This is a genomic window from Cupriavidus sp. 05N39 (genome assembly GCF_056397325.1).
In genome coordinates, this window is record NZ_JBFTNE010000073.1 from 79,702 (window position 1) to 105,721 (window position 26,020).

26 protein-coding genes and 2 pseudogenes are annotated in these 26,020 nt (G+C 66.0%); 13 read left to right on the forward strand and 15 right to left on the reverse strand.

What is annotated here, in order from left to right:
* Position 1 precedes the first annotated feature (1 nt).
* Positions 2 to 2,146: a hydantoinase/oxoprolinase family protein gene (locus AC1DN0_RS28905; RefSeq protein WP_441627773.1), complete on the reverse strand. Its 2,145-nt coding sequence runs from the start codon at positions 2,144 to 2,146 to the stop codon at positions 2 to 4.
* A 392-nt stretch (positions 2,147 to 2,538) separates the two neighbouring features.
* On the opposite strand from AC1DN0_RS28905, the gene AC1DN0_RS28910 reads away from it, so the two are divergent.
* From AC1DN0_RS28910 to AC1DN0_RS28920, 3 genes are all read left to right on the forward strand, one after another.
* Positions 2,539 to 3,852: a hemolysin family protein gene (locus tag AC1DN0_RS28910; protein ID WP_441627775.1), complete on the forward strand. Its 1,314-nt coding sequence runs from the start codon at positions 2,539 to 2,541 to the stop codon at positions 3,850 to 3,852.
* Positions 3,853 to 4,102: 250 nt separating this feature from the next.
* Positions 4,103 to 5,431, forward strand: coding sequence for a GGDEF domain-containing protein (locus tag AC1DN0_RS28915; protein ID WP_441627777.1), 1,329 nt, complete (start codon positions 4,103 to 4,105; stop codon positions 5,429 to 5,431).
* 157 nt (positions 5,432 to 5,588) lie between these two features.
* The gene (locus AC1DN0_RS28920; protein WP_035861400.1) at positions 5,589 to 5,720 is read left to right on the forward strand and encodes an entericidin A/B family lipoprotein; all 132 of its coding nucleotides are present in this window, start codon (positions 5,589 to 5,591) and stop codon (positions 5,718 to 5,720) included.
* 113 nt (positions 5,721 to 5,833) lie between these two features.
* Here AC1DN0_RS28920 and AC1DN0_RS28925 read toward each other — a convergent pair whose 3' ends face one another.
* The 4 genes from AC1DN0_RS28925 to AC1DN0_RS28940 all read right to left on the reverse strand — a co-directional run bounded on the left by AC1DN0_RS28925 (position 5,834) and on the right by AC1DN0_RS28940 (position 10,602).
* Positions 5,834 to 7,492 (reverse strand): phospholipase D family protein, encoded by a 1,659-nt coding sequence (locus tag AC1DN0_RS28925; RefSeq protein WP_441627779.1) that lies wholly within the window; start codon positions 7,490 to 7,492, stop codon positions 5,834 to 5,836.
* Between the two features lie 86 nt (positions 7,493 to 7,578).
* Positions 7,579 to 8,223, reverse strand: coding sequence for a bifunctional 4-hydroxy-2-oxoglutarate aldolase/2-dehydro-3-deoxy-phosphogluconate aldolase (gene eda, locus AC1DN0_RS28930; RefSeq protein ID WP_441627781.1), 645 nt, complete (start codon positions 8,221 to 8,223; stop codon positions 7,579 to 7,581).
* A gap of 102 nt (positions 8,224 to 8,325) precedes the next feature.
* Positions 8,326 to 9,261 carry a sugar kinase gene (locus tag AC1DN0_RS28935; protein ID WP_441627783.1) on the reverse strand — a complete coding sequence of 312 codons (936 nt, stop codon included), beginning with the start codon at positions 9,259 to 9,261 and terminating at the stop codon, positions 8,326 to 8,328.
* A gap of 72 nt (positions 9,262 to 9,333) precedes the next feature.
* Positions 9,334 to 10,602: an amino acid deaminase gene (locus AC1DN0_RS28940; RefSeq protein WP_441627785.1), complete on the reverse strand. Its 1,269-nt coding sequence runs from the start codon at positions 10,600 to 10,602 to the stop codon at positions 9,334 to 9,336.
* Between the two features lie 149 nt (positions 10,603 to 10,751).
* On the opposite strand from AC1DN0_RS28940, the gene AC1DN0_RS28945 reads away from it, so the two are divergent.
* The 8 genes from AC1DN0_RS28945 to AC1DN0_RS28980 all read left to right on the forward strand — a co-directional run bounded on the left by AC1DN0_RS28945 (position 10,752) and on the right by AC1DN0_RS28980 (position 17,676).
* Positions 10,752 to 11,657: a MurR/RpiR family transcriptional regulator gene (locus AC1DN0_RS28945; RefSeq protein ID WP_441627878.1), complete on the forward strand. Its 906-nt coding sequence runs from the start codon at positions 10,752 to 10,754 to the stop codon at positions 11,655 to 11,657.
* Between the two features lie 2 nt (positions 11,658 to 11,659).
* On the forward strand, positions 11,660 to 13,153 hold the full coding sequence (locus AC1DN0_RS28950) for an N-acyl-D-amino-acid deacylase family protein (protein ID WP_441627787.1): 1,494 nt from the start codon (positions 11,660 to 11,662) through the stop codon (positions 13,151 to 13,153).
* A 103-nt stretch (positions 13,154 to 13,256) separates the two neighbouring features.
* On the forward strand, positions 13,257 to 13,649 hold the full coding sequence (locus AC1DN0_RS28955) for a RidA family protein (protein WP_035861414.1): 393 nt from the start codon (positions 13,257 to 13,259) through the stop codon (positions 13,647 to 13,649).
* Positions 13,650 to 13,766: 117 nt separating this feature from the next.
* Positions 13,767 to 15,128, forward strand: a complete 1,362-nt coding sequence (locus AC1DN0_RS28960; RefSeq protein ID WP_035861417.1) for a GntP family permease — start codon at positions 13,767 to 13,769, stop codon at positions 15,126 to 15,128.
* Positions 15,129 to 15,382: 254 nt separating this feature from the next.
* Positions 15,383 to 15,712, forward strand: a complete 330-nt coding sequence (locus AC1DN0_RS28965; RefSeq protein WP_035861420.1) for a hypothetical protein — start codon at positions 15,383 to 15,385, stop codon at positions 15,710 to 15,712.
* 414 nt (positions 15,713 to 16,126) lie between these two features.
* Complete coding sequence (locus AC1DN0_RS28970) at positions 16,127 to 16,297, forward strand: hypothetical protein (protein WP_441627790.1); 171 nt, start codon at positions 16,127 to 16,129, stop codon at positions 16,295 to 16,297.
* Positions 16,298 to 16,645: 348 nt separating this feature from the next.
* Complete coding sequence (locus tag AC1DN0_RS28975; RefSeq protein WP_441627792.1) at positions 16,646 to 17,095, forward strand: HU family DNA-binding protein; 450 nt, start codon at positions 16,646 to 16,648, stop codon at positions 17,093 to 17,095.
* Positions 17,096 to 17,178: 83 nt separating this feature from the next.
* Positions 17,179 to 17,676 carry an SRPBCC family protein gene (locus AC1DN0_RS28980; RefSeq protein ID WP_441627794.1) on the forward strand — a complete coding sequence of 166 codons (498 nt, stop codon included), beginning with the start codon at positions 17,179 to 17,181 and terminating at the stop codon, positions 17,674 to 17,676.
* Positions 17,677 to 17,716: 40 nt separating this feature from the next.
* Here the strand turns inward: AC1DN0_RS28980 and AC1DN0_RS28985 are convergent, their stop codons facing one another.
* The 8 genes and pseudogenes from AC1DN0_RS28985 to AC1DN0_RS29020 form a co-directional block, all read right to left on the reverse strand.
* Entirely contained in the window at positions 17,717 to 18,154 is a 438-nt protein-coding gene (locus AC1DN0_RS28985; protein ID WP_441627796.1) for a universal stress protein, read from the reverse strand.
* Between the two features lie 511 nt (positions 18,155 to 18,665).
* Entirely contained in the window at positions 18,666 to 18,869 is a 204-nt protein-coding gene (locus tag AC1DN0_RS28990) for a hypothetical protein (protein WP_441627798.1), read from the reverse strand.
* 2 nt (positions 18,870 to 18,871) lie between these two features.
* Entirely contained in the window at positions 18,872 to 19,084 is a 213-nt protein-coding gene (locus AC1DN0_RS28995; protein ID WP_441627800.1) for a hypothetical protein, read from the reverse strand.
* A gap of 44 nt (positions 19,085 to 19,128) precedes the next feature.
* Positions 19,129 to 19,335 carry a hypothetical protein gene (locus AC1DN0_RS29000; protein WP_441627802.1) on the reverse strand — a complete coding sequence of 69 codons (207 nt, stop codon included), beginning with the start codon at positions 19,333 to 19,335 and terminating at the stop codon, positions 19,129 to 19,131.
* 352 nt (positions 19,336 to 19,687) lie between these two features.
* Positions 19,688 to 20,320 (reverse strand): phosphoribosyltransferase, encoded by a 633-nt coding sequence (locus AC1DN0_RS29005; protein WP_441627804.1) that lies wholly within the window; start codon positions 20,318 to 20,320, stop codon positions 19,688 to 19,690.
* A complete protein-coding gene (locus tag AC1DN0_RS29010) occupies positions 20,317 to 21,015 on the reverse strand; it encodes a dienelactone hydrolase family protein (RefSeq protein WP_441627880.1) in 699 nt (232 codons plus the stop codon). Before AC1DN0_RS29010 ends, AC1DN0_RS29005 begins: the two co-directional genes overlap by 4 nt.
* Positions 21,016 to 21,059: 44 nt before the next feature.
* Positions 21,060 to 21,371 carry a nitroreductase family protein gene (locus AC1DN0_RS29015; RefSeq protein ID WP_441627882.1) on the reverse strand — a complete coding sequence of 104 codons (312 nt, stop codon included), beginning with the start codon at positions 21,369 to 21,371 and terminating at the stop codon, positions 21,060 to 21,062.
* 85 nt (positions 21,372 to 21,456) lie between these two features.
* Positions 21,457 to 21,693: pseudogene (locus tag AC1DN0_RS29020) on the reverse strand (nitroreductase family protein); the annotation flags it as partial.
* A gap of 534 nt (positions 21,694 to 22,227) precedes the next feature.
* Between AC1DN0_RS29020 and AC1DN0_RS29025 the strand changes: the two are divergent.
* Both AC1DN0_RS29025 and AC1DN0_RS29030 read left to right on the forward strand, forming a co-directional pair.
* Entirely contained in the window at positions 22,228 to 23,772 is a 1,545-nt protein-coding gene (locus tag AC1DN0_RS29025) for a methyl-accepting chemotaxis protein (protein ID WP_441627806.1), read from the forward strand.
* 198 nt (positions 23,773 to 23,970) lie between these two features.
* Complete coding sequence (locus AC1DN0_RS29030; RefSeq protein ID WP_477102100.1) at positions 23,971 to 25,146, forward strand: ABC transporter substrate-binding protein; 1,176 nt, start codon at positions 23,971 to 23,973, stop codon at positions 25,144 to 25,146.
* On the opposite strand, the gene AC1DN0_RS29035 is transcribed toward AC1DN0_RS29030, so the two are convergent.
* Both AC1DN0_RS29035 and AC1DN0_RS29040 read right to left on the reverse strand, forming a co-directional pair.
* Positions 25,127 to 25,744, reverse strand: a complete 618-nt coding sequence (locus AC1DN0_RS29035; RefSeq protein WP_441627810.1) for a DUF6869 domain-containing protein — start codon at positions 25,742 to 25,744, stop codon at positions 25,127 to 25,129. The two genes, AC1DN0_RS29030 and AC1DN0_RS29035, sit on opposite strands and share 20 nt — an antisense overlap.
* Before the next feature lie 135 nt (positions 25,745 to 25,879).
* Positions 25,880 to 26,020, reverse strand: a pseudogene (locus AC1DN0_RS29040) (ABC transporter ATP-binding protein); the annotation flags it as partial.

The following is a 26,020-nucleotide window of genomic DNA, read 5'->3' on the forward strand; positions in this document are numbered from 1 at the left end:
CTTACTTCACTTCTTTGAGGTGGAAGAGGCGATGCTTGTCGAGCGTGGTGGCAAAGCCCTCGGGCACCACGAAGGTGGTCGCGTCCGACTCGATGATGGCCGGTCCGGTAATGATGTTGCCGGGCTGCAGCGCCTCCATCTTCCACAGCACCGCGTCGCGCCACTGCTTCTGGCGGTACAGCGGGCGCGTTCCCAGGCGGGCTTGCGCAGGCGGCTTCGGCCCGCCTTCCGGGTCTTCCGGCAGCACCGGTTTCTGGGTAATCACCATGCCGCGCATGATCGCGCCGGTGACGGAGAAGCCCAGTTCCGGCGAACGCGCCGAGCTGGCGTACACCCTGCCGTAGGTTTCCTCGAAGGCGTCGACGATCTGCTCCCAGTCCCCGGCCGTGGCGGCACTGACGATAGGCGAGCTGATTTCCAGGTCGTTGAGCTGGCCCATGTACTGCATGCGGTAGCCGGGGCGCAGGATCACGTCTTCGGGCTTGAAGCCGTTGATCTTGAACTCCTCGATCACCTTGGCGGCCAGGTCCGACCACGCCTTCTGGATGGTCTGGGCCGCCTGGGCCTTGTCCGCCTCGGCGGCGTCCTGCGGCAGCGCCAGGTCGACGCTCTTGTCATAGCGGTATTCGAAGTCCGCGCAGGCGCAGCCGAATGCCGAGAAGCCCGCCGCCCACGCCGGCACGATCACGTCCTTGAACCCCAGGCCTTCGGTGTAGCCATAGGTATGGACCGGCCCTGCCCCGCCATAGGAGAAGCAGACGAACTCGGTCGGGTTGTAGCCCTTGGCGCTTACATTGGAGCGCAGGTACTCGCGCAGTTGCAGGTCGAGCAGTTCGATCACGCCCGCTGCCGCATCCTCCACCGACAAACCCAGCGGATCGGCGATCTGCGCCTTGATATGCTGGCGCGCCCGCTCGACGTCCAGCTTGATGGCGCCGCCAAGGAAGTTGTCGGGATTGAGGTAGCCCAGCACCACATGGCAGTCGGAAACCGACACCGTGTCCAGCCCGCTCTCCGGCCAGCACGTACCGACGCGGTATCCCGCGCTGTCCGGACCGAGCTTGATGGCGCCGCTATAGGGATCGAGCCGCACGAAGCTGCCCGCGCCGGCGCCCACCGAGTCCATCGTCACCAGCGGCAGCGACAGCACCAGGCGCGCCATGTCGGGATCGGCGGCAATGGCAAAGTTGCCCTTGGTGATGAGCGCCATGTCGAACGAGGTGCCGCCGATGTCGGAACAGGCGATATTGTCGTAGCCCAGGGTCTCGCCCAACAGCTTGGAGCCGATCACGCCGCCGATCGGGCCGGAGACGATGGTGCGTGCCAGTTCCTTGGCCTTCCAGCTGATGGTGCCGCCGTGGGTGGCCATCACCCGCAGGTCGAACTTGGCGCCGTGCTTCCTGAAACGGTCGCTGACCTTCTTGAGCGTTTGCCGCGAGGGCTCGGCCGCGTAGGCTTCGAGCACCGTGGTGTTCATCCGGTGGCTTTCCTTGCGCTGCGGGTAATAGTCCACCGAGGCGAACACGGGGAGATCGGCGCCCAGCTTCTTGAGTTCCTCGCGCACGATGTCGCGAGCTTGCTGCTCGCTGGTGCCGTTCTTGTGCGATTGCAGGAAGCAGATCACGATGGCCCTTGACCCGGCCGCCACCAGTTCGCGCGTTGCCTGGCGCACTTCGTTTTCGCGCAGCGGTATGACGATCGCACCCTGCACGTCGGTGCGTTCGGTCACGCCGCGGGTACGCGACAGCGGCACCAGCGGTTCGTCGTAGCGGTGCGTGTTGAGATGGATACGCTCCTCCAGCGCGTAGCCCAGGTAGCTCTGGATGGCCCGCCCCATCGAATGGACGTGCTCGAAGCCTTTGTTGACCATCAGGCCCACGTCCAGTCCCTTGCGCTGCACGACGCGGTTGAGCATCGCGGTACCCGAGTACACGCAGGTCAACAGTTCGGGATACACGTCGTCGACGCCGCGCTGCCAGTGCGCAAGCGCGTCCTCCGAGGAGTTGAAGATGGCCAGGGATTCGTCTTCCGGGTTGCTTTGGGCCTTGCCGACGACGAACCGCCCGTCGGCGCGCACAAAGAAGGTGTCGGTCATCGTGCCGCCGGCGTCGATGCCCATCACCTGGACTTGTGATTGCACTTCCATATCCTTGTCTCCTTGCTTTGACAGCGTTCACGGCGGCTGCCAGGCAGCGCCGTTGCCAGACTCACCGCGTGGCACGGTGGTCCGGTGTCTGTATCGCAACCGCTGTGCCAGCCCGCGGAGACAAGCGTTTTTTCTTTTTATATCAATGGGATATCGAATATTCCCGGGCTACGGAAAGTGGGAACAAGCGACTTGCACCGTCTCGAACGTCGTGAATTCGAACGGCGCATCGTTCGGTTTTCGCGCTGCGCGGGGGGCGGCGGCCCGTTCGGCCGCAGATACCGCCGGGCGATGGATAAGCCACTCTGTGCAAGGCCGGAAGCGGTCCTGACACACAGCGATGTTATGCTTTGGGCCTCGATAACTCCTGCGCGCACAGGGCGCGCACCCTGATGGAAATTGCCATATTACTGGCGCTGATTCTGATCAACGGCCTGTTCGCGATGTCCGAAATCGCCCTGATGACGGCTCGCAAGGCCCGCCTGCAACGGCGCATCGAAGAAGGCGACCGCGGCGCCATCGAGGCGATCAAGCTGGGCGAAGACCCCACCCGCTTCCTCTCGACCGTGCAGATCGGCATCACTTCGATCGGCGTGCTTAACGGCGTGGTTGGCGAGTCCACCCTGGCCCAGCCGCTCGGTGTGTGGCTGCAAGGCCTTGGCTTGCAGGCGTCGACCGCCGGTTACGTGGCAACCATCATCGTTGTGGCGGGCCTGACGTACTTTTCCATCGTGCTTGGCGAACTGGTACCGAAGCGTCTCGGCCAGATGGCGCCGGAAACCATCGCCCGCCTGGTGTCACGCCCGATTTCCTTCCTGGCGCTGGCCTCCACGCCCTTTGTCAAGCTGCTCTCCAGCTCGACCCGGCTGGTGCTGCGCATGCTTGGCGTCAAGAGCGGCCGTGGCCCGGCCGTCACCGAAGAAGAGATCCATGCGCTGCTGGTGGAAGGCTCGGAGGCAGGCGTCATCGAGCAGCACGAGCACACCATGGTGCGCAATGTGTTCCGCCTCGACGACCGCCAGCTCACCTCGCTGATGGTGCCGCGCGGCGACGTGGTCTGCCTGGACGTGGAAGTCCCGCTGGAAGAAAACCTGCGCCGCATCGAGGAGTCCGATCACTCGCGCTTCCCGGTGGTGCGCGGCGGCATGCACGACATGCTCGGCGTGGTCAGCGCGCGCCAGTTGCTTGCGCGCCGCCTGCGCGGCGAGCCCACCGACCTGGCCGCCGTGGTGCAACCTCCGGTTTTCGTACCGGAGAGTGTGACCGGCATGGAATTGCTGGAGAATTTCCGCATCTCGGGTGGCCAGATCGCTTTCGTCATCGACGAATACGGCGAGGTGCTGGGCCTGGTCACGCTGCAGGACCTGATCGAAGCCATCACCGGCGAATTCAAGCAGGACGGCGTCGGCGAGGAATGGGCGGTGCAGCGCGAGGATGGCTCCTGGCTGCTCGATGGCCTGATCCCCATCCCCGAGCTGAAAGACCGCATTGGCCTGCGCCACGTGCCGGAAGAGGACAAAGAGCGCTACCACACGCTCTCCGGCATGTTGTTGCTGTTGCTGGGCCGGCTCCCGCAAACCGGCGACACGGTGCGCTGGGCCGACTGGAAGTTCGAGATCGTCGACATGGATGGCAAGCGCATCGACAAGGTATTGGCCTCGCGCGTGCCGCCCGAGGACGGCGCCGACGCCGAAACCACCGGCTGATCACCCTGCCCGCCAGGCCTGGTTACGCCAGGCGCCGGATTTTGAGCTCCGTCAAGCCCCCGCGAATCCGCACTATCCCTGTATCCGCAGCTCTTCGGGCGGCGCCTGCCGTGCCGTATGATCTGGCTGTGCCGTGCCACTCCTGACTGCGGCTTGAGGACAAGATCCCCAGGCCGGGGCACGGATGGCATGGCGGTTGGTGCGGTCACGGCATGGCCGGATCGTGCCCGGATCACGACAGGGACCCCCCATGCATCCTGACGCAGACGACGATGTCCGCTCGGCGGAGGTGGACCCACGGGAAACAAGCGATTTCGCTTGCGCTCTGGCAGCGCGCCGGCAACTATCGCCCGCCACGCAACGATTCGCGGTCCTTGTTATCCACCTGGACCGCTTTACCCACGCCAGCGAAATGCTCGGCGCGCATCTGGCCGGACGGTTGCGCGCGCAGGCAGTGGCGCGTGTAGCCGCGCTGGCGCCCCCGGCGGAGATGACGTGGCTGGGGCAAGCCGACATCGGCGCGGCTGTGCCGCTACCCCTGGCGGCGACCGATTACATGGAAGCCGCGCTGCGCCTGGCACGCGGCGTGGCCGCCGGCCTCGCACGCCCCTTCCTGCAGGATGGGTTCGAATTGTTCCTGGCCAGCAGCGTCGGCGTGGCGCTTGACGAACCCGACAAGCCGGCCGAGCGCAGCCTGCGCGAAGCGTATGACGCGATGCTGCGTGTGCGCAAGCGCGGCGGTGACGGCGTTGCCGCCAACGCTGCCACAACGTCCCGGCCGCTTTCCACGCCGCTGCTGGCTGCCCTCCCGCACGCGCTGGCGCGAAGCCAGCTTGCTCTGAACCTGCAGGCACGGGCATCGTTGTCCACGGGCTGCGTGACAGGCTATACAGCCAGGCTGCGGTGGCAGAGCCCCGAGTTCGGGCGTGTTGCGCCACAGGACTTCCTGCCTGCGCTGGAATCGCTCGGCATGATGGGCGACGTCGCGCGGTGGCTGATGGAAAACGCCCTGCCCCTGCTGAACTGCCCGGGCATCGGCGAACCGGTGGAACTCTCCTTGCTGGTGTCCAGCGCGCAGATGCACGGTACCCCCATGATCGATACCCTGCTGCGCACGCTGGAACGCCGGCATCTGGACCCGGCCAGGATTTGCCTGGAGATCCCCCCCGGTGCGTTGCTCGCCACCGACCGCGTGGCTGCCGCGAAGCTGGCCACGCTGCGGCGCGCCGGCGTGCGCTTTGCCTTGAGCGACTTTGCCGACGCACCTGGCGGCAGCGCGACCCTGGAGCGCCTGCGCCCGGATCTGCTGACCTTCGATGCGCGCTGCATCGGCACGACCGCGCAGCCAAACCAGGAGAGCGCCGGCGCCGCCCGGCTGCAATCCGCCTGCGAGCAGGCACAGCGCCTTGCGTTGCCAGTCTGCGCCAAGGGCATCGAAACGCGGCACCAACTGGCCGAGGTGCGCAACTGGGGCTGCAGTGCCGTGCAAGGCTACCTGCTGGCCCAGCCCTTCCCGGCCCAGTGGCTGGCCCAGACACATGCGGCCATTTGCGCCCGTGCGCGCGAGCTGCTGGCGTAGCCAGGCCGCCCCTGCTGCCGCCTCGTCCCCGGAATGCGGCGTCCTGTTGCACGTTTCGCCGGGCACGAACGGTTACAAAATGGCGGGAGTCGCGCTTCATAGTGCCCCGCGACAACGGTAGAATTGCGGCGAATTCAATGATCGAAAGGAGTCTGGCGTGAAAAAAGGATGGATCTTCTGCATTCTGTTTGCCACCCTGCTGGCTGGCTGCAACACCATGGCCGGGCTCGGCCAGGATATTCAGAAGGGCGGCCAGAAGCTCGAAGGCGCGGCGGATCGCAGCAAATAGGATGTGTCGCCGGCACCGGCTCCGGTGCCTGGCGGCGTGGGCCTGGCATGGCGCGACCCGCCCGCCTCCACCCGCCGCCTCGCTCGTCATCCCCGGCCAGCGCGCCGGGGGTGTTACAGCAGCTCCTCCGGCGTGAATGGCGCGAGCACGTCGATCCAGGTGCGCTTCGACCAGCTGGTATCCGGCTCGGTATCCAACACCACTGCCTTGTCTCCCTTGCCATCCACCCATTGCACCGCGCCCTGTCCGGACAAGCGCAGCAGGTAGCTGTTGTCATCGATCGCCCCGGCAAATAGCTGTGCGACTTGCTGCGCCAGCTTCGGGCTGTGGATGATCAGGCCAGTCTCGGTGTTCTGGCTGGCCGAGCGGGGATCGAAGTTCATCGAACCCACGAACAGGTTGGTACGGTCCGCGACCGCGGCCTTCACATGCAGGCTGGCCTGCGACGACGTGTAATCCCCGATGATTTTCTGCGGCCGGCCGGGTCGCGACTTCAGCTCATGCAGTTCCACGCCCGCGCGCAGCAGGTCGGGCCGGTAGCGCCGGTAGCCGACGTGGACGATGGGCGCATCGGTGGCGGCCAGAGAGTTGGTCAGCACGCGCACTTTCACGCCGCGCTTGACCAGATCCGCCATCCACGCCACCCCGCGGTCGCCAGGGATGAAGTATGGCGAGATCAGGATGATCTCCCGGTTCGCCCCGCTGAGCATGCGGCCCAGTTCTTCACCCATGGTCTCGCGGGCGGCGGGCGCCTGGTCCGGCGACACCTTGCTCGGCGCATCCACCATCACGCTGGCGGATGCCCATTCGAGCGCCAGCTTGCCACCACCCGCGAACTGGCGCCCAAGGAAGCTGGCGCGTGCGTCGATTGTGCCGGGCGGCGTCATACCCTGTGCCTCGATGCGCTTGCGCTCGGTTTCCGCGTCGACCAGGGTCCGCTCGGGCCGTGCCGCGCTGGCGCCACCGGCGCTGGCGGCCGCGTCCGCCGTCTCGGCCGGGGTCGCGAGTGTTTCCACCGATACCGCCAGCGGGTTGTTCCAGTATTGGTCAAAGGCAGCGGAGAGCCGGCGCACGGCGGGCCCGGCCGCGATCACGTCGAGATCGACGAAATTGGTATCCGGCGCCCTCACGAAATAGGCGTTGCCTATGTTGCGCCCGCCGGTCATGGCCAGTGCGTTGTCGGCGATAAACGCCTTGTTGTGCATGCGCCGGTTCAGGCGCCGGACGTCGGTGGCGGAAGAGAGCATCCGCGTGAACTTGGAAAAGCGCCCCGCCGGGAACGGGTTGAACATGCGCACTTCGATATTGCGATGTCCCGCGAAGCGCAGAAAGGCCCGGTCCTCGCCATCGCTGTGCAGGTCATCGACCAGAACACGCACACGCACGCCCCGCTCGGCGGCGGCCCGCACCTGGTGCAGGATTTCGCGGGAGGATTCGTCGGCCTCGATGATGTAGTACTGGAGATCCAGCGTGCGCGTGGCATGTTGCGCCAGCGAAATCAGGGTGCCGTAGGCTTCCTCGCCGGAAGCGATCACGTGGAAGCCGGACAGGGCCGGGTCGGGCGAGCTTTCCGCGACCAACCGCCCCAGGGCGGTGGTGGCAGGGTCGGACAGGGCGGCGGTTTGCTCGCGTGGAACTGACGGTGGCAGGCTGGCGCAGGACTCGGCGAACAGGACCAGCGCGCAAACCAGCGCGCGGCGCAGCCGGCGGGCCCCGCTTCCCGCGGAGCTTGCCGCGCTACCCGCCGCCTTTCCCGCCAATCGCGCAAACATGCTGCCTCCAGCAGTCCGGATAAGGCAAGCTTAGAACCTGGCGAGGCGGCGTGCTATCCGCCTTTGTCCGACGCCCCAGGCAGGCGTCAGGCGCTCTTGCGCAGCGCGGCAGCCTCCTGCGCCAGCGTACGCACCCGCGCCCAGTCGCCCTTGGCCACGGCGTCCTTGGGTACCACCCAAGAGCCGCCCACGCACACCACATTGGGCAGAGCGAGATAGCTTGGCGCACGCGCGAGATCGATGCCGCCGGTGGGGCAGAAGCGCAACTGCGCGAAAGGTCCGTAGAGCGACTTGAGCATCGGCACCCCGCCCGACGCTTCCGCCGGGAAGAACTTCAGGAACTTGAAGCCGGCCTCCATGGCCGCCATCGCTTCGCTGGCGGTGGCCACGCCAGGCAGCAGCGCCACGCCGGCGCCCTGCGCAGCCACGGCCAGTGCCGGCGTGAGCCCGGGCGAGACCGCGAATTGCGCGCCGGCATCGCCTACGGCCTTGAGGTCCGCCGCTGTCAGCACCGTCCCCGCGCCCACGCAGGCCTGCGGAAACGCAGCCGCCACGGCCTTGATGGCGTCCAGCGCCACGGGCGTGCGCAGCGTGATCTCCAGCACCGGCAGGCCGCCGCCGACCAGGGCTTCGGACACATGCAGGGCTTCGTCGACGGAGGAAAACTCGAGCACCGGGATCACCGGCACGTTAACAAGGCGTTCGATCAGCGAGGGAGATTGAGTTTGCATGGCAGTGGGTGTTCGGTAAGGTCGGACGATGGGACTTGGCGCTTGGGGTTGCAAGCCGGCCTGCCCGGCCGCCCGTTGGGCGGCGCCGGGCGCCAGGCGGTATCAGGCAATCACGGAAACCGACTGGGCCATTCGCGCCAGCACGGTTTCGATAAACGGGATCGGCGCCACGGCGCCGTAGCCGGTGGTGGACAGCGCGGCCGCGACGTTGGCATAGCGCGCGGCCTCGAAGGGATCGTCGCCAGCGGCCAGGCGAGCGACGAAACTGCCGCCGAAGCAGTCGCCGGCGCCGGTGGCATCGAGCGGGCGCACCGGGTACGGCGGCACCAGCGAGCGGGCGTCGGGGGTCGCCACATAGGCACCCTCCTCGCCCAGCTTCAGCGCCACCAGCCCGATGCCGCAGCCCAGCAGGTAGTCTACGATGGCGTCGCGGTCGTTGAGACCAGTCAGCACCGTGATGTCGTCCCAGCTTGGCAGGCATACGTCGGTCAGCGCAAAGGCCTCGCGCATGATGCCGCGTGCGCGTGCGAGCGTCCAGAGCCGCAGGCGCAGGTTGGTGTCGAGCGTGACCTTGCAACCCGCCTTGCGCGCGTGCTCCATTGCCGCCAGGCCGGCGTCGCAGGCGTTGGTGCTGATCGCCAGGCTGATGCCGGAAACATGCAGGTAGCGCGCCTCGGCGATGGCGTGGTGCGGCAGGTTCTCGTGGCTGTAGTGGCTGGCCGCGGAGCCGCTGCGCAGGTAGTCGAAGCGGTGACCGTGCGCGTCGTGCGTGACGAAGTACACGCCGGTCGGCGCACCGGCATCGACGCGCACGTGGCGCGTATCGACCCGCTCCTGCGTCCATAGCGCCAGCAGCCGTTCGCCGAAGGTGTCCTCGCCCACCGCGCTGATATAGCCGGCATGCGCGCCCTGCCGCGCGGCCGCGATGCAGAAGTTGGAAGTGTCGCCGCCAAACCCTTGCAGGTAGCGCGTGGGATCGTCGGGCTGCTGGTTGAATTCAACCAGTGCTTCGCCGAAAGCGAGAATGTCGATGCTCATGGTGCAAGCGTCCCCTGTCGTTGCTGTCGTTGCTGTTCGTTGCTGCTCGTCACTGCTGCCTGCGATGCCGTTTCAGAAAAACGTCTGCACGAGGTCGATCACGCGCAGGTCGCCGTCGAGCACCGGGATATGGCGCCATTTGTCGAAGGTAAGGCATGGATGCGAAATATCAAAGGCAACCATGTCGCCGACCTTGAGATCGTCGCCCGGCCGGATCTGCAGGTATGCGTGCTGGTCCATCATGCCGGTGACTTCCCAGTGCACGGGCACCGGCACCGGGGCCTCCGTGCCGGGGCGGTACACCTGGGCGGGCAGCGGCATGCCGGCGTCGAAGGCGGCGTCGCGCTTGCCCATGCCGATGATGGCGCGGTCAGGCTCGGGAATCGACTGCACATAGGCCCACAGTTGCAACGCCGGGAGCAGGCCTTCGCGCATCTTCTGCGCGACCGGGTTGCTGGCCAGGATGCGTTGCTGCGCGGCGCGGTAGATGCCGACGTCGTGCGTGAGGTAACAGCCGGGGCGCAGCACGATGTCGATCGGCGTGCCGATGTCGGTGCGGGCGAACTCCTCCGCCACTACGTCGTACCAGGCCGAGCCCGCGCCGGACATCACCACCGGGTTGCGGCCGAAGCGCCTCGCCGCGGCCAGTTCGCGCGTCACCGCGACGGTGCGTTGCAGGAACGCGCGGATGTCGGCCTCTTCCTTCAGCACCCCTTCGTAGATTTCCACGCCGGCCAGCGACAGCACGCCGGGCCAGCGCGCCAGCGCCGCCAGCACCGCCTCCTGCTGCCGCGCGTCGCGCACGCCGGTACGGCCGCCTGTCACGCCCAGCTCCAGCAAGACCTGTAGCTGCTGCCCGCGGCCACTGAAATAGGCGCCGAGTTGGTCCACCAGTTCAGGCGAATCCACCAGCGTGAAGAACTCGAAATCCGGATCGCGCAGCAGGTCGGCCACGATTTCCATATTGCGGCGGCCAACCAGCTGGTTGGCCATCATCACGCGCCGCACGCCGTGCGCATACGCGGCGGCGGTCTGGTGCGCGGTGGCCAGGGTGATGCCCCAGGCGCCGGCGGCAAGCTGGCGCGCGAACAGCTTGGGCGCCATGGTGGTCTTGCCATGCGGCGCCAGCTGCACACCGTACTCGCCCATGAAGCGGCGCATCCACTCCAGGTTATGCACCAGGCGCTCTTCATACAGCACCGCCGCCGGCAGGCTCAGGTCTTCGGCCAGCAATTTCCAGCCTACCTGGCCAGCGTCATCGGGCGCCAGCGGCGCCTCGAGCTTGCCCAGCGCCTTGTTGAGCGGATCGATCGTGCCGGCTTGGTACTTTATTTCACGCATGTTGCCATCATCCTGAAAAATTCCGATTGACGTAATGATAGCCTTGAAATTACGATATTTCACCCTTGTTATAAAGTAACATTCAAAGCTGGCTCCGGGGCAACATCGGCCCGATGGACCCGCTTGCCTCCACCACCGACCTGCCAACCATGTCCGCGCCCTTCGACATCCTGACCCGCATTGCCGAGCGTGGCCCCACGCTGCGCCTGGCCGAGCAGAAGGTCGCGCAAGTGATCCTGCAGGACCTGGCTGGCGCGGCGGCCACCAGCATCAACGAACTGGCGCGCCAGGCCGGGGTGAGCGAGGCCAGCGTGACCCGTTTCGCCAAGGCCATCGGCTGCCGCGACGTGCGCGACCTGAAGCTGCGCCTGGCGCAAGCCACCGCGGTGGGCCAGCGTTTCCTGCAGGCGGAAGTCGCCCGCGCGGCGGAGCCGTCCCCGGCCACGCTGGCCGACAGCATTCATGCGGATATCCTGGACTCACTTGAGGTCAACCGCAAGCTGATCGACCCCGACCATATGGAGCGTGCGGCGCGCCTGTTGCTGGAGGCACGCATGGTCTACGCTTTTGGCATGGGTGGCGGCTCGTCCTTCATGGCCGACGAGGCGCGTTACCGCCTGGCCCGCCTGGGCCGTCCCGTGGCCAGCTACCAGGACGCGCTGCTGCAGAAGATGGTGGCGGCCACCTTGCAAAAGGACGATGTCGTGCTTGCCTTCTCCGCCACGGGCAATGTGCCCGAGATGCTGGCCAGTTGCGATATTGCCCGCGAATACGGCGCGAAGCTGGTCGCGGTGACCGCGCTGGGCTCGCCGCTGGCGGCACGCGCCGACGTGCTGTTGCCGGTGCGCACGCTGGAAACCGATTTTATTTTCAAGCCCTCGGCCTCGCGCTACGCGATGCTGCTGGTGATGGACGTGCTGGCTACCCAGCTCGCCCTGCTCCAGCAGGACCAGAGCCAGGAGCAATTGCGGCGGCTCAAGTACGTGCTCGACGCGCACCGCGGCAACACTGCCGGACCGGATGCCCCGGAAAGCCGCCAGCCGCTCGGAGACTGACCATGCCTGAACTGTTTGACACCCTGATCCGCGGCGCGACCCTGCTCGACGGCTCCGGCGCCGAAGCGCGCCTGGCCGACGTGGCGCTGCGCGCCGGGCGCATCGCCCGCATCGCCATGCTCGAGGACGGTGCCGACGGCATCGATCCCGGCAGCGCCGCGCATGTGGTGCAAGGCGAAGGGCTGGTGCTGGCCCCTGGCTTTATCGACGTGCACACGCACGACGACACCAATGTGATACGCCAGCCCGAGATGACGCCCAAGCTGTCGCAGGGCGTCACCACCGTGATCGTCGGCAATTGCGGCATCAGCGCGGCGCCCGTCGCGCTGCGCGGCGAACCGCCCGATCCGATGAACCTGCTGGGCACCGCCGATGCCTTCCGCTATCCCGATTTCGCCGCCTACGCGCAAGCCGTGCAGGCGGCGCAGCCGGCCGTCAACGTGGCGGCCCTGGTCGGCCATACCGCGCTGCGCAGCAACCATATGGACCGGCTGGACCGCACCGCCACCGCGGCCGAGATCGCCGCCATGCGCGCGCAGCTTGAGGAAGCGCTCGACCATGGCGCGCTTGGCCTGTCCACCGGGCTGGCCTACGCCAATGCGTTCTCCGCCACCACCGACGAAGTGCTGGCGCTGGCCGAACCGCTGGCCCGCGCCGGCGCGCTCTATGCCACCCACCTGCGCAGCGAGTTCGCCGAGATCCTGGAAGCGATGGACGAAGCCTTCCGCATCGGCCGGCACGCGCGCGTGCCCGTGGTGATCTCGCACCTGAAATGCGCCGGCGTCGACAACTGGGGCCGCAGCGCCGAGGTGCTGGACACGCTGGAGCGGGCCCAGCGCTGGCAGCCGGTGGGATGCGATTGCTATCCCTACACCGCCAGTTCCTCCACGCTCGACCTCAAGCAGGTCACCAGCGATTTCGACATCATGGTGACCTGGTCCGAACCGCACCCGGACATGGGCGGCCGGCTGCTGGCCGACATCGCCGCCGAGTGGGAGCTCGGCCTGGAAGACGCCGCGCGCCGCCTGCAGCCGGCCGGCGCGGTCTATCACTGCATGGAAGACGCGGACGTGGACCGCATCCTGAGCCACCCCGCCACCGTGGTGGGTTCCGATGGCTTGCCCAACGACCCCCTGCCCCACCCGCGCCTGTGGGGCGCTTTTCCGCGTGTGCTTGGCCATTACGCGCGCGATCGCGAGCTGTTCCCGCTGACGGTAGCGATCCACAAGATGACGGGGCTGTCGGCCGAACGCTTCGGCCTGACTGAACGCGGCTTCGTGCGCGAAGGCTACTGGGCGGACCTGGTCCTGTTCGACGCCGCCACGATTCGCGATGCGGCCAGCTTCACCGACCCCATGCAACCGGCCGAGGGCATCGCCGCGGTGTGGGTCAACGGCGAGTTGTCGTGGCAACAGCGCCGGCCCACCGGCACGCGCGCGGGCCGCTTCCTTGCACGCGGCAAGCCCGCAGGGGCGAACGCCGCAACGCCACAGTAACGAGGCCGCGCGGCCGGCAATCCGCGTGGTGAATCCCGGCCGCGCGCCCCGTGCCGCGCGGCCAGCAATAAACCCAATCTGCAATTTGCTTCAGGAGTTCCCCATGGATATCAAGCGATTTGGCGTCGAAGGCGGCGCCGGCACCGGTGGCCAGCACATGCCCTTTGCCCGTGCCGTGCAAGCCGACGGCTGGCTCTACGTGTCCGGCCAGGTGCCGATGGTGGCCGGCGAGGTGATCGACGGCGGCATCGTGCCCCAGACCCACCAGGCCATCAAGAACGTACTGGCCATCCTGGCCGAAGCCGGCTACGGCACCGAGCACATCGTGCGTTGCGGCGTCTGGCTGGACGACGCGCGCGACTTCGCCTCCTTCAACAAGATCTTCAAGGAATACTTCGGCGCCAACCCGCCGGCGCGCGCCTGCGTGCAGTCGAGCATGGTGGTCGACTGCAAGGTGGAAGTGGACTGCATCGCCTACAAGAAGCCGGCGGCCTGAACCCAGGCCAGCCTGCCACGAACAACCTGAACCGGCCGCCGCCAGCGCGGCCCTTTTCATAGCGGACGCGGGGGAGCCCCGCCGGGCCACCGGCGGACCCCGCACAAAGGAGACAATATGGGCGCCGTAACCGGAACCACACTCTTGCTTTACGCGCTGATCGCCGTGATCGCACTGGTCGTGCTGATCGCGAAGTTCAAGCTCAACCCCTTCATCACACTGGTTGTCGTGTCGGTGCTGCTCGGCTTTGCCGTGGGCATGCCGATGGGCGACATCGTCAAATCGTTCGAGGCCGGCGTGGGCGGCACCCTGGGCCACATCGCGCTGGTCGTGGGCCTGGGCACCATGCTCGGCAAGATGATGGCCGAATCCGGCGGCGCCGAACGCATCGCGCGCACGCTGATCGATGCCTTCGGCGAGAAGAACGTGCACTGGGCCATGGTCACCATCGCCTTTATCGTCGGCTTGCCGGTGTTCTTCGAGGTGGGCTTCGTGCTGCTGGTGCCGATCGCCTTCAACGTGGCCAAGCGCACCGGGACCTCCATGGTGCTGGTGGGCATCCCGATGGTGGCAGGCCTGTCGGTGGTGCACGGGCTGATCCCGCCGCACCCTGCCGCGCTGCTGGCGGTGACCGCCTACAAGGCGGACATCGGCAAGACCATCATGTACGCGCTGATCGTCGGCATCCCCACCGCCGCCATCGCCGGCCCGCTGTTCGCCAAGCTGATGGACCGCTACGTCAAGCTGCCGGATATCAATCCGCTGGCCGAACAGTTCACCGAGGAAGACGAGAGCGTCAAGGCATCGCACCAGTTGCCCGGCTTCGGCATCACGCTGTTTACCATCCTGCTGCCCGTGTTCCTGATGCTGATCGGCAGCTGGGCGGATGTCATCAGCACGCCCAAGACCTTTTTCAATGATTTCCTCAAGCTGATCGGCAATTCGGTGATCGCCCTGCTGATCGCCGCGCTGGTGAGCTTCTACACCTTCGGCAAGGCCCGCGGCTTCAACCGGGAAAACATCCTGAAGTTCACCAACGAGTGCGTGGCGCCCACCGCCATCATCACGCTGGTGGTCGGCGCCGGCGGCGGCTTTGGCCGCGTGCTGCGCGATTCGGGCATCTCCAACGCCATCGTCGACGTGGCCACCGGCGCGCATGTGTCGGTGCTGCTGCTCGGCTGGCTGGTCGCGGTGCTGATCCGAATCGCCACCGGATCCGCCACGGTAGCCATGACCACCGCAGCCGGCATCGTCGCGCCGATCGCCGCCAGCGTGCCGGGCACCCGGCCCGAACTGCTGGTGCTGACCACGGGCGCCGGATCGCTGATCCTCTCGCACGTGAACGACGGCGGCTTCTGGCTGGTCAAGGAGTATTTCAACATGACCGTGGCCCAGACCTTCAAGACCTGGTCGGTCTGCGAAACCCTGATCTCGGTGATCGCGCTGCTGCTGACCCTGGCGCTGGCCACGGTGGTCTGACCATCCGCGGGGCGGCAGCCACAGAAAAGGGGAGGCGCACGCAGTGCCCCTCCCCTTTTTTCATGCCCCGTGCCCCGGTGCCAGTGGTGCCGGCCCGGGGATTCCGTGCCGCGATGTGCTATGGTGTGCACCGCAGCAAATCGCTGGGTGGCGAGGCTGCCCTGCTCGCGGCTGTCATGAATCTTTCATATTTGGAAGCAGGCCCCGCTTCTGCCCCAGCGATAGAATCGAGCCCCAACCGGAGGAAAAGAACTATGCCCAAAAAGCTCAGGAAGACCGAGGAAGCCGTGCCGGCCACCACTACGGCGCCAGGCCTGATCGCCCTGCTCGACCATATCGCCAACGCCACCGCCCAGGGCCAGCTCGACCCCGAGTTCGCCCGCAAGCTGGGCAAGCGCGCCCGCAAGGAGGCCGACGCCCTGATTGAAGACCAGGCCTTCTCCGCCGCCCACGGCGCGCAGATCAAGGCAGCGCTGGCAACGCTGGAAGCCGCGGTATCCGATAGYGAAGGCGGCCTGCTGGGCAAAGCCGTCAAGCGGCTGCGCGACGCCGACAAGCGCGCGGCGGAAGCGCCCGCCAAGTAAGGCGTCTTTCCTGCCGCGCCAATGGCGTGCACATGGCGCGCCGCCGCGCGTGGTTGCCAGGCGCGTAACCGGATCGCGCATTGCCCGGCATGCGCGCCTTCGCTCCCTTCCGATGCGAAGCGTGCCGCCGGCTCATCGCAGTGTCGATGCAGGACAGCAAAGCCCCAGGTCTCGCGCACGCCGTAATCCAGGATGGCGAAATCGTCCTCCTCAAGGGCTACGGGGTGCGCGACACCAAGACGCACGCGCCCCGAAACCATTGCCTTGCACCAGGCGCCACTGGACTTGCCACACTGGACAAGTCAGAACCGGCCTACGTCAATCTCCGCGATCCTCCGATAGCCGACAGCGGACCCGCCGACTAAATTGCTCCTATGCCGCGACGGTTCGCGGCGCTTTGCAAGGAGCTGCCTCATGTCGTTCGCGCTCTACCTGGTAGGACTGCTGCTGCTCGTCGGCGGCATAGCGTGGGGTCTCGTTACCGCTGGTGTGGCACAGGTCTATGTGGGCATCGTGTGTATCATCGCCCTCGGCCTGGGCATCATGGGAGCCGTTTCGCGTACGCGTACCAAAGATCCGTCGTAGGCTCGGCAGTGCTTGCGCAGAATCGCGGTCGCCGCTTCGGCCTCGGCGCCAAAGCGGACCAGCAACTGCCAACGGTTGCATGACCTGCCGCCGTGGTTGGCATGCGGAGCCGCTCCGCCTGACCACCGCGATCCGCGTCGGATCGTTCGCATTTTAATAGCCTTATTCACCACATCCGCGGACCGGAGCGCCTGCAAGCCATGATCCGCGCGGCCATCGACGGCCGTGTCAGCCTGAATCGCGCCGATGGCGCGCGTTTGGCATGCGCCGCGCGGAGTGCTATGCTCGCCGCGCGCCTGCTGCCGTCGGCAGCAGGCGGCAATTCAACGAACACAAGATTCAAGACCCATGGCTACCAAAGCAAATGCTGTCGTAAAGACCACCGCCAAGCCTGCCGCCAAGAAGGCAGCGCCGGCAAAGAAAGCAGCACCGGCAAAGAAGGCCGCGCCGGCCAGGAAGGTCGCAGCAGCCGCACCGGCGGTGAAACCCCTGAAGGACACCTTCAACAAATCCAGCCTTGTCGCCCACCTCGTCGCCCAGACCGAACTGGATGCCAAGACAGTCAAGACCGTGCTGGCCCATCTCGAAAACACGGTGCTCAGCGCTGTCCACAAGAAGGGCGCCGGCGAGTTCACCCTGCCGGGCCTGCTCAAGGTCGTCGCCACCCAGGTTCCCGCCACCAAGAAGCGCTTCGGCAAGAACCCCTTCACCGGCGAAGACCAGTGGTTCGCCGCCAAGCCGGCAACCGTCAAGGTCAAGGTACGCCCGATGAAGAAGCTGAAAGACGCCGCACTGTAAGCCGTGCCGGCCTGTTGAACGAGGGGAGCCCGCGCGGCTCCCTTTTGTTTCCTCCAACCACTATCCGCAATCGGGCACAGGTTATGGAGATCAAATCCGAGTGGATTTTCGAATGCGAGCCGCGGCATGTCTGGCCGCACTTCCTGCATGCGCGCATGGATACGTCGCGCCCGTTGCTGTTCTGGTTCGGAATTCCCAAGCCAGTGAGCTGCCGGGTCCTGGAAGGCACCGCCGCGGTCGGGAATACGCGCCAATGCACCACGGACCGCGGCACGATCAACCAGCGCATCCTGCAACTGGAGCCGGACCGGCTGCTGCAGTACCAGATGCTGGAAAGTACCGTCTGGTGCCGCGCCTGGGTTGGCAGGCTGATCGACACCTTCACCCTTGAATCGCTCGGGGATGGCAGGACACGGGTCCGGCGCACGACGGAATTCGAAGCCAGAGGCTTGCTGAAGAGACTCAGGCTGGTCGGTCTGTGGGCAGCATTAAGGCAAGCCCATGCCTATGCAGCGAAGAACTGGAGGCGGCTCGCGCAGGGCAGCGTGAGCGAAGGAATCGGTACCCGCCAAGCCGCCTGAAGGCGGTGCGCTTCAGGCGCTGTCAACCGGGCACGATCCCTCAACGATACACAAGAACCGGGATCGTGCCATGCGTCAGGACTTTCTGGGTTTCACTGCCGATCAGCAGCCCCTGAATGCCAGATCGGCCGTGCGAGGCCATGACGACAAGGTCGCAGCCCCGCTCCTCCACCGCCAGGAGGATCGCCTCATAAGGATGGTCGCCGGTTACACAGACCGTTTCGCACTCCACCCCTGCTTCCTTCGCGGCTTGCGCGATCACGCCCAGGTATTGCGCCGCATGGTGTTCAGCCCTTTGGGCAAAGCGCTCCTGCGCATCCTCGAGCATGTCGACGCGATGGGTAAAGACGCGAAACTCGGGAATGACGTGAATGCCTGTTACCTTCGCCTGGAAGTCCCTGGCGACCAGCATCGCCATTCTGACTGCGGTTTCGGAGAGCGGGGATCCGTCCGTGGGTACCAGAAGATGCTTGAACATGGCTGCCTCCTCGCGACTAGGAAAAGCGGCGTTGCGTAGCGCGGACCTGCCTATGCCTGCGAGTGTGGCAGGACCCCATAAACATGCCCGCACTCATTACAGTGAACGACAACGAAGAGGGGAACATTGCTGTGCGAGAGCTGATGACGGTGGGCAATCTTATCCATCCCTTGCGCGCCGCATGACGGGCACTTGGGCATAACCTGGGGTGTAACAGGCGCGGTCATGATTCCCTCCGGTTGGTCAGGTGAGCGTCTACTTTATCCAGCATACTCAGCATACGCGCGGCCGCTCATCTCTTGCGTACAAAAAGCGGATGGCTTCGCGCAGTGAAGCCGAGCTCACGAGGCGATATGGCCGGATATGGCAGGAAGACCGTCCTGATGCGCCATGCTTGCGACACCGGTCGCCGCGCCGTGCCAGGAACAGGCGGAGGTAATTTGGACCGCACCTCCATCGCACCCCGATAGCGAATGAAGCAACCCGACGGCGGCGTTGTTGCGGCACGGAATCAGTCCAGCAACTGGTCGGCAGGCATGTACTCGTAGGCCAGCGCCGTGGCCACTGCCTTGTACGTCACGCGGCCCTCGCAATCGTTCGAGCCTGCCTTCAGGTGCCTGTCCCGCGCCAGCGCGCTTCCACCCCTTGTCCGCCAGTGCGTCCGGATGTCATTGAGATCCGGCCAGACGCCGCCGAGGTACCGGCCCCGCCTCATGCTCAAGAATTGCTGTCTATCCACTGCCTCGCCCATCCGTAAGCCGCCGCCTTCGCATCCGCGGCAGTGGCGGAGTTCCGGCCAATCGATCTGGCATCGTGCACGACAGCCGCGTCTTCCCAGATTTCGCACGATGCCGTGTACGAGCCATCCTTGATCATCTCGCAGAAGACATGGATGACGAACCCCTTGTACTCCATGGTGTCGCGATCCATTGGCTGCCTCCGCTGCCGTCGATCAATCCCGGCTTGTGATGACGCTAGTCATTGTCCTCTTCCGACAAGCGATCAATGACTTTCCGGGCCGCTTGAAAAGCGCACTCCACCGCAACATCTTCCGACCGGGCAAGCGCATCGGCATGCCGCCTGGTTTCGACGCCGTGGATGACGTAAGACCAATCCCAACTATCGGGGGCGGCCTTGAGTGTGTGGATGGAGACGGTTCGGCCTTTGTATTTCAATTCCATGTTTCGCACCCCCACTTCATCGCCCGCGTTTCGATCGCTTCCTTGCAGGCGTCATTCCACTCAGTAAACTTCGGATGGGCATAAAAATCCAGACGCCTCCCACATGGATGGAGGGCGGGTCTCCGCACAAGAGCGTCAGGCAAAACCGCGCAGGTGCTGACCGTGCCAGCATGGATTCGTTTTCAATATTGGCGGCGCCTGATACCCAGCGTTGACGCACGTCGACCGCCCGATAGTTGCCGCGCCGCCGCATACCTCCGAAGGCCCCAACGCACGGCGCCGGCCTTTGCGGCAGCACGTTGCAGCAATGCGGTTTTCAGCGCACAGGCCGCCGCCGATGCGGCTGGTACATTCATCCCCCACCCTCCGCCAGGCAGGCGACCACCTCGGCGTCGTCGATCTGCGGAAACTCCCTGTAATGCGCGCCAACCGCACGAAAATTAGCGGGCGCGGCCAGGCAGACCACTTCATCCGCATAGTCCTCCACCAGGGCCAGGGAATCCGGAGCGGCCACGGGCACGGCGCAGATCAGCCTCGCAGGCTGCTGCTGCCGCACCGCGTGCAGCGCGGCAATCATGGTGGCACCGGTGGCCAGGCCGTCATCCAGCACAATGACCGTGCGGCCGCCCAGCGGAGTTGCGGTGCGCCCGGGCGTGTAGAGCGCACGCCGCCGGCGCAGCAGTTCCAGCTGCTCTCTGCGCGCCTCTGCGATATAGGCCGGATCGGCGCCAGTCTGTTCGGCGAAGGGCGTGACATAAACCCAGCCGCTCTCATCCACCGCACCCACTGCCAGTTCACGCTGGAATGGCGCACCCAGTTTCCTGACCAGCACCACATCGAGTTCGCCGCCAAGCTGGTCGGCCAGGATCCTGCCCATCGGTACCGCCCCGCGTGGAACGGCCAGCACCACGGGATGCGTGCCGCGGTAATTCGAAAGCGCTTGCGCCAGCCGCGTGGCGGCTTCGGTCCTGTCCTGGAACATCATGATGTCTCCTGTTCACCGGTTGCCGGGTCCGCGCCCCGCCGCCCTGCCAGGTGTGTGGCGAACCACCCGGCAGCCAGCCGTGCCGCCACTTCCAGTGCGCCCGGTTCCTCGAACAGATGGGTCGCGCCGGCAACGATCTCGAAGTGCTTCTCGCAGGACATCCATGCGTAGGCACGCTCATTCAGGTGCAGCACCTCGGTATCCGCGCCGCCGACGATCAGCAAGGTCGGCGCGGACAACGCCGCGAGGGCGTCATGGCCCGCCAGATCCGGGCGGCCGCCGCGCGAAACCACGGCGTCGATCCGATAGCCGCCACCAGTCATCGCGGCGGCCCGGATTGCAGCCGCAGCACCAGTACTTGCGCCGAAGTACCCCAGCCGCAGTCGCCCAAGCTGCGCCATGCCGCGAACGGCGCGGGTGATACCCTCCAGGCGCGCGGCCAGCAGGCCAATATCGAAACGCCGCGCCAGCCCGACGTCTTCCTCGGCAAGCAGAAGGTCGGTCAACAGGGTGGCAATGCCGGCGTGGTTGAGATGGCCGGCGACATAGCGGTTGCGGGGACTGAGCCGCGAACTGCCGCTGCCATGCGCGAACAGCACCAGGCCGGTAGCAAGCGGCGGACAGACCAGGTCGCCGGGCAGCACCACACCGCTCAGATCGATGTCGATTTGCTGCTGCGAGGTTGTGCTCATCATGCGCTCCAATAGATAGCCGGCTCGCAGACGCTCGTTGCAGATCGTCATGCCGGATGCCCGGCCGCCCCGTTCGCCGAGGCAAAGCCGACGCTTTGCGCCAGCACCACGCGCTGGTCCGCATCGAGACGCATCGCGCCCGCCATGGCGCGCCTGTCCAGCAGGCCGCGCGCCACCGTCGCCAGCCCGGCGGAAGCACAGAACAGGTACACGTTCTGGCTGATGTATCCGGTGTCCAGCCCCATGTAGAACTGGCGCACCGGTTTTGCCTGCTCGTCCATCCTGGACAGGCGAGCAACAAACACCAGGTCCAGCGGCGCCTGCACCACGTAGTCCTGCAGCCCGGTGGTTGCGCGCACGTCCCCCCCCGCTAACCAGGCGCAGGCGCCAGGCCGCTGGTTCCAGCACATAGAGGCCATCGGCGAGCGCGAGGTACAGTTCGATTTCCTGCCAGTTGCGCGCCGACGGGGCGGTACGCCGGCCCGTTTCCGGTTCGCTGATGCCGTATGCCGCCCATAGCAGGCTGGAGAGCAACTCCGGCGCCAGCGGCTCACTGGTGAAGGCCCGGGTGGAGTGCCGCATGCGCAGCGCCTGCATCAGCGGCATGCCGCCTTCCATCTGCGGAGCGAGCAGTTCGACATACTCCGGCACGGCGTCGGATGTCACGATGGGATGGGTCATGCTGATCTCCAGGCATCATCGGGCGGCGCAGGATGGCTGCGCTCAGGCCCGATGACAATGAAAACGTGTGCGCTTGCCTGCGCTGGCGCGGCAGGCAGCGCTTGGCCGTCGGGCCTATCCAGCAAGACGGCCCGCGTGTTGAGTTGCTCCAGGGGCAGTGCCGACATCGTGGCATCCCGAGCGCGCCGATGCGCTTTTACTCAATTTTGCGATGGCGTCAGGTGTTTGATTTGCGCTGGATCAAGCGTTGTGACGTCGCCCGGCAATTACGCCTGCCAACGCCGGGCCACCCGCCCGCAGGGCTTGCGGAAATGCGGACAAGGCATTCTGCCTGGCGGCACAGCGTTTCGATCCAGCCCGTGCCTCCCCGATCCCGCCGGCATGATCGGCACTCAAGTCTGTCTCCCGCCCGCCGTTATTCACCATTGCCTACAGGTGCGTTCGTGATAGCACGGTGCGGCAGACAAAAGAGCGAATGGGCGCCCAAGGCGCCAGTATTTCGCCACCATTGTTATTTCCATTCAGGTAGAAGAAATGAAAAATCTTGGAATTGGGGTACGTCTCGGTATTGGCTTCGGCGTGGTGCTGCTGCTGTCAACGTTCATGACGGTGTTCAGCGTCATGGGCTTGCAGGAAGTCGCTCAACGCACGCACGACATGATGCAGCAGCCGCTGGCCAAGGAGCGCGTCGTCAGCGACTGGTATCGCCTGATGCACACGAGCGTGCGGCGCACGACCGCGGTGGCGCGGAGCGCGGACCCGGGCCTCGGCGCGTTCTTTGCCGCGGAGACGAAGGGCTCCGTCGAAGCCATCGCCGCATTGCGGGACAAGATCGAGCCGATGCTCTCCTCGGAAGCGGAAAAGGCGGCATTCCAGACGATCCAGACCGTGCGCAAGCCCTATAACGACTCCCGCGACAAGATCACCAAGCTCAAGGAAGAAGGCAGCACGGACGAAGCCAACCGGGTGCTGGAAGCCGAGTTCGTGCCTGCCGGCAACGCCTATCTCGCCGAAATCCAGAAGCTGCTCGATATCCAGCGCACCAGCATCGATGCGACCGCGCAGCACATCAACGGGATTTATGAAACCACGCGGAACCGCCTGATCGTGCTTGGCCTGCTGGTGCTGGCGATCGGCGTGGCATTTTCGCTGTGGCTGACCATGGGCATCACGCGGCCGCTCCATCGTGCCGTTGGCTTCGCCCGGAAAGTGGCGGCCGGCGACCTGACCAGCCGCATCGACGCGGATAGCAAGGACGAGACCGGCCAGTTGCTGCAAGCGCTGAACGAGATGAACGGCAATATCCTGCGCATCGTCACCCAGGTACGCACGGGCACGGAGTCCATTGCCTCCGGCACGAGCCAGATTGCCGCTGGCAACACCGACCTGTCCCAGCGGACCGAGGAACAGGCGTCGTCCTTGCAACAGACCGCTTCCAGCATGGAGGAACTGACCAGCATCGTCCGGCAGAACGCCGACAACGCAAAGCAAGCCAGCTCGCTGGCGGTCAATGCTTCCGAAATCGCGGTCAGGGGAGGCGAAGTGGTCGGCCAGGTGGTCGACACCATGGATGAGATCAACGGCGCGTCCAGAAAGGTGGTCGATATCATCGCCGTGATCGAAGGCATCGCCTTCCAGACCAACATCCTCGCACTGAATGCCGCTGTGGAAGCCGCCCGCGCCGGCGAACAAGGCCGTGGCTTCGCGGTGGTGGCCGGTGAGGTGCGCAGCCTTGCCCAGCGTAGCGCGACAGCCGCCAAGGAGATCAAGACACTGATCGGAGATTCCGCCGAGCGCGTGGAAAAGGGCTCGCAACTGGTGGGGCAAGCCGGCCACACCATGGAAGAGATCGTGGGCGCGGTCAAGCGCGTAACCGACATCATGGGCGAGATCAGCGCGGCCTCGGCCGAGCAGAGCGCCGGCATCGAGCAGGTCAACCAGGCGGTCACCCAGATGGACACGGTGACGCAGCAAAACGCCGCGCTGGTGGAACAAGCCGCAGCCGCAGCGGGATCGCTGGAAGAGCAGGCCCAGCGCCTGCAGCAAGCGGTTTCCTCGTTCCGCCTTGTTGCTGCCTGACGCGGACAACCGGCGTTAGCCGGCGCCTCTGCGCGAGGTTCCGCTGGCCAACGCCGGACCGAGACGGCCGCCATGAATGCGCGGCCCTCCCCGATTGCACCAAATCCCCCATCCCCCTAAACTCCACAGCCAGTGCCCGCGCCGGCACGCGCCCGGCCTGGCGCCGGGATCAGGGCGCACCCAACCAGGAGACCATCGATGACCTTTGCCCCCTTGCTGCGCGCCCTTGCGGCGTGCAGCGTGCTTGCCGTGGCGCCAACGCTCGCCCACGCCGCCGACCCCGTCAAGATCGGGCTGATCGCGCCCTTTTCGGGCAGCTTCGCCGACTACGGCAAGCAGATGGAGGGTGGCATCAAGGCGTTCCAGAAGCTCAACGGCGACACCGTGGCGGGCCGCAAGGTGCAGATCATCAGCAAGGACACCACCGGCCCCGCGCCCGATGTGGCCAAGCGCCTGGCGCAAGAACTGGTGGTGCGCGACAAGGTCGATGTGCTGGCCGGCTTCGGTCTCACGCCGGAGGCGCTGGCGGTGGCGCCGGTGGCCGAGCAGGCGAAGAAGGCAATGGTGATCTTCAACGCTGCGTCGTCTTCGGTGACCACCAAGTCGGGCTATATCGCGCGGGTTTCGATGACCTTGCCGCAGATCTCGGCGCCGATGGCCACGTGGGCCATCAAGAACAAGGTCCGCAAGGTGGTGACGCTGGTTGCGGACTATGCGCCGGGCATCGATGCGGAAACCGCGTTCAAGACCAATTTCATCGGCGGTGGCGGCCAGGTGATCGAATCCATCCGGGTGCCGCTGCGCAACCCGGAGTTCGCCCCGTTTATCCAGCGCATCAAGGATGCCAGACCCGAGGCGGTCTTCCTCTTCCTGCCCGCGGGCGAGCAAGGCGTGGCGTTCATGAAGGGCTTTCGCGAGCGCGGCCTGGCCGAGGCGGGCATCCGCGTGATCGCCACCGGCGACCTTACCGACGACCACGTGCTGCCGGCCATGGGTGACGCCACGCTGGGCGTGATCACGTCCTTCCACTATTCGATGGCCCACGATTCGCCGGAAAACAAGGTCTTCCTGAAGGCGTTCGCCGAAGCCAACCCTGGCGCCGGCCGGCCTAATTTCATGGCGGTAGCCGCCTACGACGGCATGCGCGCGATCTACGAAGCGCTGAAAAAGACCGGCGGCGCGACTGACGGGGACAAGATGCTGGCAGCGCTCAAAGGCATGAAGATCGCCAGCCCGCGGGGCCCGATCCTGATCGACCCGGACACCCGCGACGTGGTGCAGACGGTCTATATCCGGCGCGTGGAGAAGGTCGGTGGCGAACTCTACAACGTGGAGTTCGACAAGTTCGACAACGTCAAGGATCCGGGGAAGTAGCCCGCGCGCCGGGGCGCGGTGGCTTAGTGGTGATGGTGCCCTGCGCGCCCTGGCGCTCCTGGCGGGGAGACTGCGGTTTCTCGATGCGGGCAGGCACTTTCTCGGGTGCACGCTGCGTCTGCGCAAGGTCCGCCGTGGCGCCGCCAGGCGCCGGCCCGTCCGGCAGCCCGATGCCCTGCAGGTCGTAGCACATCCACATCGCGCGCTGCGGCACTTCATTGAAATTGCCATCGCTGGCGGCCAGGATACGCGCCCAGACCTGGGGCGTGGAACTGCGCCAGACGCCGCACAGCAGGCGGCGGAAGCGCGGGTCGCGCCCGGCCTGCCGCTCGATGCGCTCGATAAACGCCGGGCCGTGGTATTCGATCAGGTCTTCGAGTTCGCCTGCGGCGAGCGCGCCCAGCACGCGGGGACTCTCCGTATGGGCAAGGACCTCCAGCACCAGCCGCCACAGCCCTTCGGGATCGTTGACGCACAGCCAGTCGCAGGCCTGCCAGACCCAGAATGAGCGTACCTCGTGCCGACCGATGGCCGGGTCGTACCGGCTGTAACGCTTGATATAGGCGCTGACCAGCCGCTTCTGCTCATGGGTTTCCATAGTCCCCCGTCACTACCCGTCTGCAAACATGGGCATAGCCCGATTGCCGGCCACGGCTTTGCCGCCCGTGCCGGCGTGGTTCATCAACGGCCGCCAACCAACGCCAGCCCCCGGTTGACCATGCCGTGGCCTGGCTCAGGCGACCGTCAGCAACCTGTCCAGCGTGACCTTGTCCGCCAGCAACTCCGTGCTGGTCGAAGCATGTACCACCTTGCCCCGGTCGAGCACCATCGCGCGCCGGGTCATGCCAAGCGCCAGGCGCGCGTGCTGCTCCAC